Below are 15,934 nucleotides of genomic sequence, written 5' to 3'. Positions count from 1 at the left end.
TTGCACCAAATTTGAAAAAAGTTAATCTAAGTTAATTATCAGATATGGTGTTTTCAAAAAAACCACTCCAATTTATATTAGCTGCTTTAGTAGCTTGTCTTCCTCTATTTAGTTCTGCAAATAACCCTGTTGACAGCACTGCTGTTCCTACAGAAGTAGCGCATAGTGCAGAAGCAAAAACGCATGATGAGCACTCAGGATCAGAAAATTTATCTGAAGCCGAAAAAGCGGAGTTAGAGCGAAAGAACTATGTGAAACATCACTTGTTAGATTCTCACGACTTTACACTTTTTTCCTATGGTGAAGGAGAACACGCTAAGCATATTGGTTTTCCATTACCGGTAATTTTATGGGATAATGGAATTCATTTCTTCATGTCTTCGAAATTCCACCACGGAGAAGCAGTTGCCGAATCAAAAGGTAATTTCTACAAAATAAACCACCACGACGGTAAAGTTTACAAAACGGATGCAGAAGGGACTTTTACAGAAGACGAAAAAGGTCATGTAACCAATACACAACCAATTGATTTTTCAGTAACCAAAAACGTTTTAATGATTCTTATTGTTGGTTTAATAATGTTGACATTATTTGCCGGGTTAGGAAAGTCATACAAGAAAAACGGTTCTATCGCTAAAGGCGCCGGAAGATTCTTTGAGCCAATCATTTTATATATCAGAGACGATATCGCTATCCCAAATATTGGTGAGAAGCATTACAAAAAATACATGAGCTTTTTATTGACGATTTTCTTCTTTATTTGGTTCTTAAATATGTTCGGATTAACGCCGCTGGGAGTAAATATTACAGGTAACATTGCGGTTACAGCTTCATTAGCTATTTTAACCTATTTGATTACTACCTTTACCGCTAAGAAAGATTACTGGAAACACATTTTTTGGATGCCGGGAGTTCCTGTACCAATGAAAATTATATTAGCGCCAATCGAATTATTGGGAACCATCATCAAGCCATTCTCATTGTCAATCCGTTTGTACGCAAATATGTTAGCCGGTCACGTTGTATTAATGACATTGATTTCGTTGATGTATAAATTCGATAGCCCAATCGGAAGTCCGTTATCGTTCTTCTTGGCTTTCGTGTTGTCATTGCTTGAAGTTTTAGTAGCCTTGTTACAAGCTTATATTTTCACGATGTTGGCAGCCTTATATTTTGGTTCGGCTGTAGAAGAGCATCACCATGAGGAAGCTCATCACTAATGGCTAATGGCTTTTGCCTAATGCCTTAAAAAAGAATGTTTAATTAAATATATATACATTATGGAAATTCCAAGAATTATCGGAGCAGGATTAGTAGTTATCGGAGCAGGAATTGGTATTGGTAGAATCGGTGGTTCTGCAATGGACGCAATCGCTCGTCAACCAGAAGCTACTGGAAAAATCCAAACAGCTATGCTTATTGCTGCTGCGCTTGTTGAAGGTATTGGTTTCGCTGCAATTTTTGCATCGTAATTAAAAAATAACAAAAGCTATAACGGTTGGTTATAGCTTTTGTTTACTATTAAACTCAATTAAAATTTAAGATATATATAATGGAAGAATTATTAGGACAGTTTTCATTAGGTTTGTTTATCATGCAAACAGTTTTGTTTCTTGCACTTGTTTTCCTTTTGAAAAAATTTGCGTGGAAACCTATTCTTGATGCAGTTAATGAAAGAGAAGAAGGTATTAAAAATGCTTTGCTTTCTGCTGAAAGTGCTAAAAAAGAAATGCAAAACTTGAAATCAGATAATGAGAAATTATTAGCTGAAGCAAGATTAGAGCGTGACACCATGATGAAAGAAGCTCGTGAAATCAAAGAAAAAATGATCAACGATGCTAAAACGGAAGCGCAAACTGCCGGTCAAAAAATGATCGAACAAGCCAAAGCTTCTATAGAAAGCGAGAAAAATGCAGCTTTGGCTGAATTGAAAGCTCAGGTTTCGACTTTGTCATTAGACATCGCTGAAAAATTATTAAAAGACGAATTATCTAACAAAGAAGCTCAAACCAAATTGGTAGAGAAAATGTTAGGTGATGTAAAATTAAATTAATCGTTATGTCAAGAGCTGCGATTAGATACGCGAAAGCAATTTTAGAAACTGCGGTTTCAAGCGGAAACGCTGCTAAAGTAAACGACGACATGTTGTCAATCGTTGCTTCAGTGGCCGGAAGTGCTGAATTAAGCGAATTTCTATCAAGTCCAATCATTTCTTCAGAAGTGAAAATGAGTGCCTTAAAAGAAGTTTTTGCTACAGTTCAGTCAGAAACCAATTCCTTATTTAGATTGCTTCAGGAAAATAAAAGATTTGAAATTTTAGCCGAGGTTGCCAAACAATTCAACGCCCAATTCGATGAAATGAATGGTGTTGAATTAGCCAAAGTAACAACTGCTTTCCCAATTACTGCTGATTTACAAAGTAAAGTATTGGCAAAGATTGCTACGATTTCAGACAAAAAGATAACTATCGAAAACATTGTAGATCCATCTATTATTGGTGGATTTATTTTGCGAATAGGAGACAAACAATACAACGCTTCTGTAGCAAACAGATTGCAAGAATTAAGAAGAGAATTTAGTAATTAATACCATTAAAGATATATCAAAATGGCGGAAATTAAACCTGCTGAAATTTCAGCAATATTAAAAAAACAGTTAGAGGGATTTCAATCTGGTGCTACTTTAGAAGAAGTGGGATCAGTACTTCAAGTAGGTGATGGTATCGCTCGTGTTTATGGTTTGTCTAACGCACAATATGGTGAGTTGGTACAATTCGAAAACGGATTAGAAGCTATCGTTTTGAACTTAGAAGAAGACAACGTTGGAGTTGTACTTTTAGGTCCATCAACCGGAATTAAAGAAGGTTCTATCGTAAAAAGAACGCAACGTATTGCATCTTTAAAAGTAGGTGAGCAAATCGTAGGTCGTGTTGTAAACACACTAGGTGAGCCAATCGACGGTAAAGGACCAATCGGTGGTGACTTATACGAAATGCCATTGGAAAGAAAAGCTCCTGGAGTTATCTTCCGTCAACCGGTAACTGAGCCGTTACAAACAGGTATCAAGTCAATAGACGCGATGATTCCTGTGGGTAGAGGTCAACGTGAGTTGGTAATTGGTGACCGTCAAACTGGTAAAACTACCGTTTGTATCGATACTATCTTGAATCAAAAAGAATTCTACGATGCTGGGCAACCGGTATTCTGTATTTATGTTGCTATTGGACAAAAAGCTTCAACAGTAGCAGGTATTGCTAAAACATTAGAAGAAAAAGGCGCTATGGCTTACACCACAATTGTGGCGGCTAACGCTTCAGATCCTGCGCCAATGCAGGTATATGCTCCAATGGCAGGTGCTGCTATCGGAGAATATTTCAGAGATTCAGGTCGTCCTGCTTTGATTATCTATGATGATTTATCAAAACAAGCGGTAGCTTACCGTGAGGTGTCTTTGTTGTTAAGAAGACCACCGGGTCGTGAGGCTTATCCTGGAGACGTATTCTACTTACACAGCCGTTTATTAGAAAGAGCTTGTAAAGTAATTGCGGATGATGATATCGCAAAAAACATGAACGATTTACCGGATACCTTGAAACCAATCGTAAAAGGTGGCGGTTCATTAACAGCTTTACCAATCATTGAAACACAAGCGGGTGACGTTTCTGCGTATATCCCAACGAACGTAATTTCGATTACTGACGGACAGATTTTCTTGGATGGTGATTTATTTAACTCTGGAGTTCGTCCGGCAATTAACGTAGGTATTTCGGTATCACGTGTTGGAGGTAACGCTCAAATTAAATCAATGAAAAAAGTTGCCGGTACGTTAAAATTAGACCAAGCGCAATTCCGTGAATTGGAAGCGTTCGCTAAATTTGGTTCTGACTTAGATGCGGTTACTTTAAACGTAATTGAAAAAGGGAGAAGAAACGTTGAAATCTTGAAACAAGCCGTAAACGATCCTTATACTGTTGAAGATCAAGTAGCAATTATCTATGCTGGTTCTAAAAACTTGTTGAGAAACGTTCCTGTAAACAAAGTAAAAGAATTCGAAAGAGATTTCATCGAGTACTTGAACAACAAACACAGAGATGTTTTAAACGCTTTAAAAGCCGGTAAGTTAGATGATAACATTACTGATGTTTTAGAGAAAACAGCTAAAGAAATTTCAGCGAAATATAACTAAAAACAATTTGAAGATTTGAAAATTTGAAGATGTAACAATTTTCAAATTTTCAAATCATCTAATTTTCAAATTAATATGGCAAACTTAAAGGAAATCCGTAATAGAATTACTTCCGTTCAGTCGACGATGCAGATTACATCGGCGATGAAAATGGTTTCTGCCGCAAAGTTGAAAAAAGCACAAGATGCTATTACAGCGATGCGACCTTATGCCGAAAAATTAACGGAATTATTACAAAGCGTTAGTGCTACTTTAGAAGGAGATGCGGGTGGACAATACACGACGCAACGCGAGATCAACAAAGTATTAATTGTTGTTATAACTTCAAACAGAGGTTTGGCAGGAGCATTTAATACCAATGTTATTAAGCAATCCAAAGAAGTTGCTGATGGTTACACCGGAAAACAAGTAGACTTTTTTGCTATCGGTAAAAAAGGAAACGACTTTTTCAGAAAAGTAAATACCGTAATTGAAAACAAAAGTGAAGTATTTGACAATCTAACTTTTGATAACGTAGCCGAAATCGCTGACGTATTGACTCAGAAATTCGTTTCAGGTGAATACGACAAAATCGAAATCGTTTACAACCAATTCAAAAATGCAGCGACACAAATCGTTCAAGTGGAACAGTTTTTACCTTTAGCTCCAATTGCTTCTGATAAGCCTGTTTCTGCCGGAGATTACATTTTTGAACCTTCAAAAGAAGAAATCGTGTTGACCTTGATTCCAAAATCATTAAAAACACAATTGTACAAATCCATCAGAGATTCATTCGCTGCTGAACACGGCGCGCGTATGACTGCAATGCACAAAGCAACAGACAACGCAACCGAATTGAGAAACCAATTGAAATTAACTTACAACAAAGCACGTCAAGCGGCTATTACCAATGAGATTTTAGAAATCGTTGGTGGAGCAGAAGCTTTGAAAGGATAAGAAAAAACGATAGTTTTTCAAACTTTCAAAAAGCGAAGCATTTGAAAGGAAAAATTTTTAGAATAATATTTAAGAAAGAGTGAACATTTGTTCGCTCTTTTTTTTTGGAATGGATTTAATAGTTATTTTTGTTAAAAACCTAAAACTCTCTCATTGAGCCTTTATAAAACTCTTTTTAAGCAAACACTAATCTATGGTTTGGCCACGGTTTTACCGAGAATGATTAGCTTTTTGCTCAATCCGTTATATGTTGACCAATTGCCCAAACAAGAGTTTGCAGACGTGTCTATCGTCTTCGCGTGGTTGGTCTTTTTTAATGTCATTTTATCCTACGGAATGGAAACCGCTTTCTTCCGATTTTACAATACCGAAGACAATAAAAAAAGGGTAATTTCCACTTCGACAGTATCCATATTTTGGACGTCAATCGCGTTTTTAGGATTGGCTTTACTCTTCAGAAATACGTTGTCACATTGGTCTGGTATCAAAGTTGAATACGTCACTTATACCATTTGGATATTGGTTTTAGATGCTTTGGCGATTATTCCGTTTTCACGATTGCGAGCGACTAAAAGGCCGATGATGTATGCCATTGTTAAGATAGGTAATGTGATGATCAACATGATTTTAAACTTGTTTTTCTTATTGTTGTTACCCAAATTGGCTCAAGACAATCCCGAGGGTTTTTTCAATACCATTTATTACGAAAACTTTCAAGTGGGCTATATTTTTGTAGCCAATTTGATTGCCAGTTTCCTAACTTTTGTAGTGCTTTCACCCGACTATTTGAAAATCAATTGGAGTTTCGATTTCAAACTTTGGAAACGAATGATGCAATATGGTTTGCCTATTTTAATTGCAGGCGTTGCCTTTGCCATTAATGAACATTTTGATAAAATCCTTTTAGATTGGATGAATGTTTCAAAAGCAGACATCGGAGCTTATTCGGCGTGTTATAAAATAGGAATGTTTATGGTTTTATTCAGAACCGCTTATACTTTGGGCATAGAACCTTTTTTCTTTAGTCATGCTTCTAACGAAAATGCCCAACAAACCTATGCCACAATAACGAAGTACTTTGTGATTTTCGGTTCGTTCATCAGTTTTTTTGTGATTGCGTTTATTGATTTATTAAAATTGCCATTGGTTCCCGAAGAGACTTATTGGGTAGCCATTAAAGTGGTACCGCTAATAGTAATAGCCAATTTCTTTTTGGGTATTTACACCAATCTGTCGGTTTGGTATAAATTAATTGACAAAACTAGAATTGGCGCCTATATTTCTATTATTGGTGCTTTGGTCACACTTCTGCTCAATTATTTGCTCATCAAACAAGGATTCAGTTATTACGGTTCGGCAATCGCAACCATCGCAGCCTATGGAACCATGATGATAATCTCCTATAAAATGGGGCAAAAGCAATATCCCATACCGTATGACATCAATACGATTCTAAAATATTTAGGACTCTCAATTCTGTTTTCGGGAATCTCTTTTTACATTCCGATTTTAAGGGAGAATTATTTAGTTAAGATAGTGTTACTATCACTATTTTTATACTTTATTTACCGCAACGAAAAAGAAACATTACTTCGAATCATAAAAAGAAAAGCAAAATAAAATGACCATCAAAATCATCAATAAATCCCAACACGAATTGCCCAATTATGAAACCATTGCTTCTGCAGGAATGGATTTGAGAGCCAATTTGACCGAATCAATCGTGTTAAAATCTCTAGAAAGAACCATAGTGAAAACAGGTCTTTTTATCGAATTACCCATTGGTTACGAGGCCCAAGTTAGACCAAGAAGCGGTTTGGCTGCCAAAAAAGGAATCACTGTCTTAAATTCTCCCGGAACGGTCGATGCAGATTATCGTGGCGAAATCGGTGTGATTTTAGTAAATTTATCCAATGAAGATTTTGTCATCGAAAATGGCGAAAGAATTGCCCAATTGATCATCGCCAAACACGAACGTGCTGAGTGGATTGAAGTTGAAGAATTATCCGAAACTTCCCGTGGCGAAGGCGGATTTGGTAGTACAGGAGTGAAATAGTGCTCAGTATTGAGTTGATAGTAATCAGTAAAAAAAAGTAAAAACACCCAGCGAACTTTGCGTTGTCATCCTGAGCTTGTCGAAGGACTTTGCGAACTTTGCGGTTAAAATAAATTAAAATGAAAATTATAGTACCAATGGCCGGTCGTGGTTCACGTCTTCGTCCACACACGTTAACCATACCAAAACCTTTAATTCCGGTTGCCGGAAAACCAATTGTTCATCGCTTGGTAGAAGATATTGCCGGAGTTTTAAATCAGGAGATAGAAGAAGTAGCTTTCATCATCCACGAAAGTTTTGGTAAAAAAGTAGAAGAAGAACTTATTGCAATAGCCAAAAAGCTAGGAGCCAAAGGAACCATTTATTACCAAAATGAAGCTTTAGGAACCGGTCATGCCATTATGTGTGCGAAAGATTCTTTAAGCGGTCCGGCAGTGATTGCGTATGCAGATACTTTAATCCGTGCCGATTTTGATTTAGACCAAACCGCCGACAGTGTGATTTGGGTAAAACAAGTGGATCAACCGGAAGCTTTTGGGGTAATCAATTTAAACGATGCTAATGAAATTGTAGAGCTGGTAGAAAAACCGACAGCGTTTGTTTCTGACTTGGCCGTAATTGGAATCTATTATTTCAAAGACGTTGCGGTATTGAAAAACGAACTGCAATCGGTGTTAGATAACAACATTATTCACGGCGGTGAATACCAAATTAATGATGGAATTAAACAAATGATGGCAAAGGGCATGAAATTTGTGCCGGGGAAAGTAGATGAATGGATGGACTGCGGGAACAAAGATGTAACTGTGGAAACCAACTCCAGAATGTTAGGCTTTTTACACAATGACGGCGAACATTTGATTGACTTTGAGGTGAAATTAGAAAACTCAACAATTATTCCGCCTTGTTATATTGGGGAAGACGTGGTTTTGATTAATTCAACGGTTGGTCCAAATGTGTCTTTAGGTAAAGGAACACATTTGATTAATTCAACCATACAAAACAGCTTGGTGCAAACTCACGCTCATATTAAAAACGCACAATTGAATAACGCAATGATTGGAAATCATGCTACCTTTGACGGTGAATTTAAAAGCATCAGCATTGGAGATTATTCGGTTTTAGAATAAAAAAAAGATGAAAAGACTTGTGATTTATGGTTTATTGCTGGGAATGTTTTTCGTTCCTAACATTGTTTTGGCCCAAGAGGAACCAAACAATATTGCTGTGATAGACGATGGATTTCAAGACCATTTCTATGAAGCGTTAAAGCAAAAAAGCATCGAGAACTATGACAAAGCAATTTTGTCGTTAGAAAGATGTAAAGCAATTCAACCTGAAAATCCGGTGACGTATTTCGAATTAGGTAAAAATTATTTGGCCCAAAAAAAATATAAGGAAGCTTACGATAATTTTGAAAAAGTAACCCAAATAGATCCTAAAAACCGTTGGGCTTGGGTTGGCATGTATGACGTTTGTTATGACACCAAAAACTACATTCAAGCCATTGTAATTGTAGAGAAATTGGTTGAATTTAAAGAAGAATATAAAGAAGATTTGACTTCGCTATATATGAATACGCAACAGTTTGACAAAGCTTTGGAACTCATTAACGAGTTGAATGAAAAAGTAGGCAAGTCAGACAAACGGGAATTGTATAAAGCCGATATACTAAAAGATGCCAAATACCAATCAGCTGAAAAAAACAATCTTTTAGACCAAATTAAAAAATTCCCTAAGGAAGAATCAAACTATATAGCTTTGATTTATATGTATTCGCAAAGCAATCAGGAAGAAAAAGCTTTGGAAATCGCCAAAAAATTGGAAAAAGAAATTCCAACTTCGGATTGGGCAAAAGTGAGTTTGTTCAAATTTCATTTGAATAATAATGATGGAGACAATGCGGTGAAAGCGATGAATTTGGTCTTGCCAAGTTTAAAAATTGATTCCAAAATCAAACACAGAATCCTGAATGAATTTCTGATTTTTGCCAAAAACAATCCAAAATACGAAGCCGATTTAGACAAAGCTATTTCCTATTTTGACAATGATAAAGAAGTGAAAGTCGCTAAAGAAATTGCCAAATTCTATTACCTGAAAGCCAATTGGGACAAAGCCATCAAGTATTTTGACATGCATCTTAAGACTGCGCAAGACGATGTAGAAACACAAATAATAATGCTTCAAGCGCATACCGAAAAACAAGATTTCATTGTTTTAAGCAAAAAGGCAGATGATTTGACGCAACTTTTTCCAACACAACCTCAGTTTTATTATTATGCCGGTTTGGCCTATAACCAAACGCAAAATTTCAAGAAAGCAGCTTCAACCTTAGAAACTGGCTTGGATTTTGTTATCGATGACACGGCTTTGGAAATCAATTTCAACATTCAATTAGGCGAAGCCTATAATGGTTTGGGCGATATGAAGAAGAAAGAAAAGTATTTTACTAAAGCCAATGAACTCATTAATAAACAAAAGAAATAATGAAGTATTGGTATTTTATTTTATCCGTGGTTTTTTTAACCTCCTGCAAATCAAAGGCAGTTTTGGTCGATTCAAATTCGAAACCAACTGTCAGCATTGACGAAAATGCAATAAGTTCCCAAAAAATTATCGAGAATCACTACAATAATAAAAGTGATTTTTCCACGTTATACATTAGGTCAAGCGCAAAGTATCGAGATGAAAAGCAATCTCAAAATGTTTCGGCTGAAATTAAAATTAAAAAAGGGGAAAAGATTTTAGTAAGCATTCGTTTTTTAGGAATTACAATGGCCAAAGCCTTGATTACGCCTAATGAAGTGAAGTATTACGAAAAGTTAAACGGTACTTACTTCGAAGGCGATTATGCTTCTTTGAGCGAATGGTTGGGCACCGATTTAGATTTCAATAAAATACAAAATATGCTTGTCGGAAAACCTATTGACGATTTGACCCAACAAAATTATGTTTATGAATTAACCGATAAGTTCTATAAATTGAGTACCGTTAAGGACAAGACTGAAAAGGCTTTTTCCTTTGAATCGAAAAATTATTTGTTAAAAAAGCAAGAGATATCACAACCTGAAAAAGACAGAACATTCACCGTGAATTATCCGAATTTTCAAGATTTTGCGTCCGCTATTTTACCCGCAAATTTGCAGATAAATGCTATGCAAAAGAAAGGGAAAACAGAAATTTCAATCGATTATAATTCGGTTACTTTTAACGAAGATCTTTCATTTCCCTATAGCGTTCCCGATGGATATGACCGAATTTTTATAAATTAGACTTGCCAAAATATATTTAACTATGCCAAAATTCTTTTTCTGCCTACTATTCTTTTGTTTAGCTACTCCAATGTGGAGCCAACCGCCTACACAAGAAGAACTCGAACAGCGAAAAATCAAAATTCAACTCGAAATTAAAGAGAAAGAAAAACTTTTGCAATCGGTTAAAAGCAAAGAAAGATCTGTAGTGAGTCAGTTATTGATTCAGAAAGAGAAAATTGGGCTCAAAGAAACACTGATTAGAACCACTGAAAAGCAAACCAAGTTATTGAGCAACGACATTTACATCAATCAACTTAAAATCAACCAACTGAATCGCGACTTAGAACAACTGAGAAAAGACTATGCCGAGATGATTTTAAAGTCTTATAAGAGTCGTTCAGAGCAAAGTCGCGCTATGTTCTTATTGTCTTCCCAAAACTTCCTTCAAGCATACAAAAGGGCTCAGTATATGAAGCAATATGCCAGTTATCGAAAAATGCAAGGCGAAGAAATTAAAGGCAAAACCACACAACTGATAACTTACAACGAAAAAATCGGCGCTCAAAAATCGGAAAAAGAAAAACTAATCGCCGAAAACGAAAAAGAAAAGCAGGAATTGGTAAAAGAAAAGCAAGAGCAAGAAAAAATAGCCAATCAAATCAAGAAAGAAAAAGGAAAAATAACGGCTGAAATAAAGAAAAAACAAGCAGAAACCAAAAAGATTGATGCTCAAATCAAGAAAATGATTCGAGAATCGATTGCAGCAGCTAATAGAAAAACAGCGGCAGCTAACGTTAAAGCAAATCCTAAGATTACTGCGGCTGAGAAAAAAGCTATTGAAACGTCAACCAAAATTGTTTTAACTCCGGAAGGTAAAATCGTTTCCGATAATTTTAAAGCCAATAAAGGAAGATTACCTTGGCCGGTGGAAAAAGGCGCTATTAGTTTAGGCTATGGAAATCAACCGCACCCGGTATTTAAAACTTTAGAAGTTCACAATAGTGGTATTGAGATTTCTACTGAAAGTGGATCGTCAGCAAGAGCAGTTTTTGCCGGAGAAGTTACCCAAGTGCAACAAATATCACCGCTTAAAAAAGCAGTATCAGTTAAGCATGGAGATTTTTTCACCATTTACCAAAACTTAAGCACAGTAAATGTACAAGTAGGAGACAAAGTTTCGGCGAAAGAATCATTAGGCAAAATCAGAACTGATGCCGACGGCAGGACAGTGCTCAAATTTTTGGTTTCACAAAACTCTACGCTATTCAATCCAACAACTTGGTTGTCCGGAAGATAAAAGATAAAAAAAGTCCCTAAGCAATTAGGGACTTTTTTGTTATACAAACAACGCTTTTAATTCGGTGGCGTCGTGTGGATTCATTTTCCCGGCCAAAACCAGACTCAATTGCTTTCTGCGAAGCGCTGCATCAAATCTTGATTTTTCCAACTCGGTTTCCGGTTCAATAGCCGGAACAGGAACTGGATTTCCGGTTTCATTCACTGCTACAAAAGTGTAAATTGCTTCGTTAGCCTTAGTTCTACTTCCTGATTCTCGGTCTTCAATCCAAACATCAATAAAAATTTCCATCGAGGAAGTAAAAGCTCTCGAAACTTTGGCTTCCACAGTTACAACGCTTCCCAAAGGAATGGCTTTGTTAAAGGCCACGTGATTTACAGAAGCCGTTACCACAATTCTACGCGAATGTCTTCGGGCAGCAATACTCGCGGCTCTGTCCATTCTGGCAAGTAGTTCACCGCCAAAAAGATTGTTCAGTGGATTGGTTTCACTGGGTAAAACTAAATCGGTTAAAATCGTTAAAGATTCTGAAGGATGTTTTGGAGTCATGTCAATTTTTTTGCAAAGGTAATTACAGCAAACAAAAAATCCTGATTTCTCAGGACTTTTTTATAATTCTTCAATCAGTAACCAAGCATCTTTATTGTCGAGTTTCTGAATGTCTTTCATTGTGTCTTGTGCTTCGGGATAAGAAGCATAACTTCCATACAGCACCGGAAACATACCATGTTTATTGGCAGGTAATCTTTTGGCTTTAAAGCCCAATTTCAACAAGGATTGATAAGCATTCTCTGCGTTGCTTTCTATTCTGAAAACACCGGCAACCACATGATAAGGCATTTTTTCATTCGGAACGGTCAAGGTTACACTGGGTAACGGATTTTCGATAAAGAAAGTCGCTTCTTGTATTTTTTGATTTATTTTTTTCTGAACGTTGGATTGTACCAATAAAGTTTCTTGCTCGACTTGCGTTAAATAATTATCATATAATTTATACCCTAAAACACCAGTTAAACCTAAAGAAAGTGTAACAATCGCGGCATATTTCAACGCTTTGTAACTGCTTCTTTTTTCAGGAGTGAAAGTAATAGGTGCCTTTTCTTCTAGAGTTTCAACGACTTGTTTGTATTCTTCGCGTTTTACGGCAGGAGAAACAAACGAACTCAAACCAAAAGATTCTTTCAAGTAATTGATTTGGTCAACCGGAACAAACACCAAGTTTTTTTCAGAGTTTAAAGTGAACTCGCCGATATTTTTAATTGAAAAACGACCAAACTCCTGAATTTTGTTTTTCCAATCGGATACTTCATTTTGAATGGCATTTACAGCTATTTCATAAGCTATTTTTTCAGTTTGTGCCAAATGATTGGCCAACAAACCGTCATTATTTTTGATGAAAGGATTGAAGGAAACCAATTTCTTCGGAGGATAAAATGAATGTGCATTTTCATCCAATTGTGCCGACTGGAATTCGGTCAAAAAAGCACCGAAACCCGGAACGGTAACACATTGATAACGATATAATAATTGGGAAATGTAGGATTCAATCTTCATATGAACAAATTTAGAGAAACAATAGCAGTATCAAAAAATTATTCACAAATTTTATTAACAATCCAAAAGAAAAATATTTATTTTTGTAGTAATTTATTGATATGAATACAAATGAGCTTTTTCACGTTTTAGCCCTTTCACGAATTGATGGTGTTGGCGATATTGTGGCCAAAAAATTAATAAGTCATTGTGGCTCAGCTGAAAATGTTTTTAAAGGAAAGTTGAAAGACTTAAAAGCCATAGATGGTGTAGGCGATGTTTTGCTCAAGAATCTCAAAAATAAGATAGTTTTCGAAAGAGCCGAACAAGAATTGCAATACATCCAAAATGAAAATATAAAAGTTTTGTACTTTCAAAATGATGATTATCCCGATCGGTTAAAGCATTGTATTGATGGACCTGTTTTGCTGTTTGCTTCAGGGAATTTTGACTTCCAAAATCGTAAAATGATTAGTATAGTCGGAACAAGACAAATCACCTCTTATGGTACAGAATTTTGCAAAAAACTTATAGAAGATTTAGCGATTTTCAATCCAATAATTGTCAGTGGATTTGCCTATGGCGTTGATATTATTGCGCACCAATCGGCGATGGAAAATGATTTGCAAACCATCGGAGTTTTGGCGCATGGCTTAAACCAAATCTATCCAAAATCGCATAAAAAATATGTCGCTAAACTAGAACAAAACGGAGGTTTTTTAACGGAGTTTTGGAGCAATTCGAATCCCGAAAAAGAAAATTTTGTAAAACGAAATCGTATCGTGGCGGGCATGAGCGAAGCCACAATTGTGATTGAAAGTGCCGATAAAGGCGGTTCGTTAATTACGGCCAATATGGCTAATGATTACAATCGCGATGTCTTTGCTGTTCCGGGAAGAACGACCGATAAGTACAGTCAAGGTTGTAATGATTTGATTAAAACACAGCGCGCCAATTTGATTACCTCGGCCGCAGATTTGATTTATTGTTTGAACTGGGCATTAGAAGTTCAAGAAACAAAGTCGATACAAAAGCAACTTTTTGTGACTTTGGATTTTGAAGAACAAAAAATTTACGATTACTTACAGAAAAACGGCAAACAATTGCTTGATATTGTTGCGCTTGAGTGTGATTTCCCGATATTTAAAATTTCTTCCATTCTTTTGACTATGGAATTAAAAGGAATTGTCAGACCTTTGCCCGGAAAATTGTTTGAAGCGGTTTAAAATGAATAGCATGAATATAATTGAAATGGCAGCTTTATTGTCTGTTGAAACCTCAAAAATTGGTTTATTTACCGAGGTAGATTTTGCTGAAATGGAACGCAAATTAGAGCTTGAGAAACACAATCACCCTGATTTAACGGATGAATTAATTTCGCAGCTTTTTGACGCACTAAAAAACCATTCGAAATCATTCCAAGCGGTTATGAACAATAGAGCATTGTTCAACTTTTTTGCTAAAAAAAATCTATCCAAAAAGCAGTTTCAGGAAGAAAGTGAAATTGAGGACAAACAAGCCATAAAAGGTTTTATACAAACGTATTTAATCGACGAACTCAATCCGATTGTTTATGATAAAATTGGAGCCAATGATTTTCAAGAAATCGCTTTGTTGACTGAAGCGCATCAGTTTTTGCCGGACAGGGTTTCAGAAAAAATCATTTACTACGCGACTGAAAAATTGGAGTTGGCCAATAAGGCTTTGAAACCACCTTTTGGAGATTTTTCTAAAATATTATACATCAAAGACGCGAATTTCTTCACTTTTTTGAATGGGTTTAAAAATGAAACCATTGAAGAACAAGTTAAAGCACTTTTTACAACGGTAATGAATATGTATATCGCTGATAAGAGTTCGGAATTAGCCAAACGAACGTTTACCGCAATGAAAAATTATCATACGTTAGATGAACAACTCTCTAAAAATATTGGCATGTTGAAGGAAAGTGCCGAGATCAATTACAAACCTTTTGCTGTAAACAGAAAGAAATATTATTGGATTTACGCTGTAGTGGGATTGATTTTGGTTATCAGAGTTTCCATGTTTATAAGTGATATTTCTGAGATGAATTCTCAGTACGACAGTTATCAGAATTATGACGATTATGAAATGCAGTCTGAACCAAGACAAATAGACCGTTATTACACAGATATGAAGTTCAAAATTGATAGTTTTCGAGTGTTTTTAGCCGATTACAATCAAACTCAAATCAGAAGATTAACAAAGCTTAGCAACATTAAAACCGGTCAAAATCCGTTTGAAACCTTTTATGAAAATCAGCCGACAGGCGAAAGTAATAATTACTTAAGGGTTAGAAATACTTCCAATTATGATGTGGTGCTTTTGGAAAATGCCGTTTTATATGACAGTATAAAAATGCCAAGAACGGCTCATTTCATTAAAGCAGGCGAATCGGTTGCGGTTAACTTTAACAATGCCGATACCAAAACTATTTTCAATATTTATATGGGGAAAAAATTGGCTACTTTCCAAACGGAAAGCAACCATTTATTTGTCAGAAACGGTTCGATTGTGGAATACCGTTTTAGCGAACTCATCCCCAATGTGAAAGAAGTACTCGAAACCGATTATGTGTTTAAAAATGACGCGGATATTAACTTTGTTAACGGTCATTTACGAATAGATTCAGAAGGTCTAATCGAAAACTAA

General features: G+C 36.0%; 16 protein-coding genes. 14 read left to right on the top strand and 2 right to left on the bottom strand.

The genetic code is table 11. The annotated features are described in order from the left end of the window. Nucleotides 1-44 precede the first annotated feature (44 nt). The 12 genes from atpB to B3C16_RS07120 all read left to right on the top strand — a co-directional run bounded on the left by atpB (nt 45) and on the right by B3C16_RS07120 (nt 11,728). On the top strand, nt 45-1,220 hold the full coding sequence (gene atpB, locus B3C16_RS07175; RefSeq protein WP_291130331.1) for a F0F1 ATP synthase subunit A: 1,176 nt from the start codon (nt 45-47) through the stop codon (nt 1,218-1,220). Between the two features lie 60 nt (nt 1,221-1,280). After that, on the top strand, nt 1,281-1,472 hold the full coding sequence (gene atpE, locus B3C16_RS07170) for an ATP synthase F0 subunit C (RefSeq protein WP_199717091.1): 192 nt from the start codon (nt 1,281-1,283) through the stop codon (nt 1,470-1,472). Nucleotides 1,473-1,552: 80 nt separating this feature from the next. Further along, complete coding sequence (locus tag B3C16_RS07165; RefSeq protein WP_291130326.1) at nt 1,553-2,053, top strand: F0F1 ATP synthase subunit B; 501 nt, start codon at nt 1,553-1,555, stop codon at nt 2,051-2,053. Further along, nucleotides 2,053-2,586: an ATP synthase F1 subunit delta gene (atpH, locus tag B3C16_RS07160; protein WP_291130568.1), complete on the top strand. Its 534-nt coding sequence runs from the start codon at nt 2,053-2,055 to the stop codon at nt 2,584-2,586. The genes B3C16_RS07165 and atpH overlap by 1 nt, the downstream gene beginning before the upstream one ends. A 21-nt stretch (nt 2,587-2,607) precedes the next feature. Then, on the top strand, nt 2,608-4,185 hold the full coding sequence (gene atpA, locus B3C16_RS07155; RefSeq protein WP_291130323.1) for a F0F1 ATP synthase subunit alpha: 1,578 nt from the start codon (nt 2,608-2,610) through the stop codon (nt 4,183-4,185). Between the two features lie 75 nt (nt 4,186-4,260). After that, nucleotides 4,261-5,121, top strand: a complete 861-nt coding sequence (atpG, locus tag B3C16_RS07150) for an ATP synthase F1 subunit gamma (protein ID WP_121312243.1) — start codon at nt 4,261-4,263, stop codon at nt 5,119-5,121. A 153-nt stretch (nt 5,122-5,274) separates the two neighbouring features. Next, entirely contained in the window at nt 5,275-6,741 is a 1,467-nt protein-coding gene (locus B3C16_RS07145; protein ID WP_291130318.1) for a lipopolysaccharide biosynthesis protein, read from the top strand. Between the two features lies 1 nt (nt 6,742). Beyond that, on the top strand, nt 6,743-7,177 hold the full coding sequence (gene dut / locus B3C16_RS07140; RefSeq protein WP_121312245.1) for a dUTP diphosphatase: 435 nt from the start codon (nt 6,743-6,745) through the stop codon (nt 7,175-7,177). A 119-nt stretch (nt 7,178-7,296) separates the two neighbouring features. Next, complete coding sequence (locus B3C16_RS07135; protein WP_121312246.1) at nt 7,297-8,307, top strand: sugar phosphate nucleotidyltransferase; 1,011 nt, start codon at nt 7,297-7,299, stop codon at nt 8,305-8,307. Between the two features lie 7 nt (nt 8,308-8,314). Then, complete coding sequence (locus tag B3C16_RS07130; protein ID WP_291130314.1) at nt 8,315-9,664, top strand: tetratricopeptide repeat protein; 1,350 nt, start codon at nt 8,315-8,317, stop codon at nt 9,662-9,664. Continuing rightward, the gene (locus B3C16_RS07125) at nt 9,664-10,449 is read left to right on the top strand and encodes a DUF4292 domain-containing protein (RefSeq protein ID WP_291130311.1); all 786 of its coding nucleotides are present in this window, start codon (nt 9,664-9,666) and stop codon (nt 10,447-10,449) included. The genes B3C16_RS07130 and B3C16_RS07125 overlap by 1 nt, the downstream gene beginning before the upstream one ends. 22 nt (nt 10,450-10,471) lie before the next feature. Continuing rightward, on the top strand, nt 10,472-11,728 hold the full coding sequence (locus B3C16_RS07120; protein ID WP_121312249.1) for a murein hydrolase activator EnvC family protein: 1,257 nt from the start codon (nt 10,472-10,474) through the stop codon (nt 11,726-11,728). Nucleotides 11,729-11,767: 39 nt separating this feature from the next. Here the strand turns inward: B3C16_RS07120 and B3C16_RS07115 are convergent, their stop codons facing one another. Further along, complete coding sequence (locus B3C16_RS07115) at nt 11,768-12,277, bottom strand: acyl-CoA thioesterase (RefSeq protein WP_291130308.1); 510 nt, start codon at nt 12,275-12,277, stop codon at nt 11,768-11,770. Nucleotides 12,278-12,337: 60 nt separating this feature from the next. Beyond that, nucleotides 12,338-13,282, bottom strand: coding sequence for an SPOR domain-containing protein (locus tag B3C16_RS07110; protein ID WP_291130305.1), 945 nt, complete (start codon nt 13,280-13,282; stop codon nt 12,338-12,340). A 101-nt stretch (nt 13,283-13,383) separates the two neighbouring features. Here B3C16_RS07110 and dprA point away from each other — a divergent pair, with 101 nt between their 5' ends. After that, nucleotides 13,384-14,487 carry a DNA-processing protein DprA gene (gene dprA / locus B3C16_RS07105; RefSeq protein ID WP_291130302.1) on the top strand — a complete coding sequence of 368 codons (1,104 nt, stop codon included), beginning with the start codon at nt 13,384-13,386 and terminating at the stop codon, nt 14,485-14,487. Between the two features lie 10 nt (nt 14,488-14,497). Further along, a complete protein-coding gene (locus B3C16_RS07100; RefSeq protein WP_291130299.1) occupies nt 14,498-15,934 on the top strand; it encodes a hypothetical protein in 1,437 nt (478 codons plus the stop codon).

It is taken from the genome of Flavobacterium sp. UBA7682 (assembly GCF_002482945.1).
Lineage (GTDB): Bacteria > Bacteroidota > Bacteroidia > Flavobacteriales > Flavobacteriaceae > Flavobacterium.
Note: the sequence above shows the minus strand (reverse complement) of the source record. Positions and strands in the feature narration are given on the sequence as shown.